This window comes from Rhodococcus sp. R1101 (assembly GCF_000278445.1).
GTDB lineage: Bacteria > Actinomycetota > Actinomycetes > Mycobacteriales > Mycobacteriaceae > Rhodococcus > Rhodococcus gordoniae.
Window position 1 is genome coordinate 1 of sequence record NZ_AJVB01000822.1, and the last position, 921, is coordinate 921.

Below are 921 nucleotides of genomic sequence, written 5' to 3' on the forward strand. Positions count from 1 at the left end.
GCTGCCGATCGTGCTCCCCGAGGCGCTCACCCGTCAGCTCGTCGCAGCGCAACAACAACAGCAGCAGGCGGCGCAGCAGCAGGTCGCGCCCCGGCAGGGATCTGCTCCGGCACAACCCGCTCCGCGGACGACCTCGCCGACGCAGCCCACCCAGCAGACCCCGCCTACCCAGCAGACCCCGCCCACTCGGCAGACCCCTCCGCCGCGCCGGGGCGAATCCGGTTCGGCGATGCAGCAACTCGGCTTCTAGGTCGATACCCCGATCATCGATTCGGGACGGGGGCGATCCTTTCGAGCGCGGTGAGGCACAGCCTCCCGAGCACGGAGGGATCGTCCCCGATCTGCTCGAGTGTCACCGTCGCCAGTTGCGCGCGAGGGATCTCCCGCGCCCATCGGCGCCCCACCTCCAGCGGATGGACCGCATCGTCCACTGCGGCGGCGATGCCGACCGGCGTACCCACGGCCCGGAGTTCGTCGACGTCGAGCGCTCGATAGCACGCGGCTTCGTCCAGCGCGGACGGGAGGTCGGGCCATTGGGCGCTCCACGAGCGGGTCAGCTCCCGTGCGAGCCAGGACGGACTCGAGGCGGTCATCGTCGCGGTGACCGCCTCGAGTCCGTGAGTGCGTAGCTCGGACGCCGTCCACCGCGCGCTCCCAGCGGCAGGGGAATCCAGTGGATCGCCGGTCCACGCCGGTAGGGCGGCGAGGACGCCGACGACCCGGCCGGGATTGTCGAACGCCCACCTCAAGGCAACAGCCGCACCGATGGACACACCACCGACGAGGAGCGGCCCGTTCTCGGCGGCATCGTCGAGCGCCGCGACGTAGCTCGCCACCACACCGCGAGGGTCCGGATCGACGGCGATCGGCGTGATGCCGCGGCGCCGGAGTCCGGGGCCGAACGCCTTCTCGGCGAAGCAT

The 921-nt window shown here is 71.6% G+C and carries 1 protein-coding gene and 1 pseudogene; one reads left to right on the forward strand and one right to left on the reverse strand.

All coding sequences use genetic code 11. From position 1 onward, the window contains the following. Positions 1-250 (forward strand): annotated as a pseudogene (locus R1101_RS28740) (DUF3710 domain-containing protein); the annotation flags it as partial. Between the two features lie 13 nt (positions 251-263). Here the strand turns inward: R1101_RS28740 and R1101_RS0124490 are convergent. Beyond that, on the reverse strand, positions 264-921 hold a 658-nt coding region (locus R1101_RS0124490), incomplete at its 5' end, for an alpha/beta fold hydrolase (RefSeq protein ID WP_016935763.1).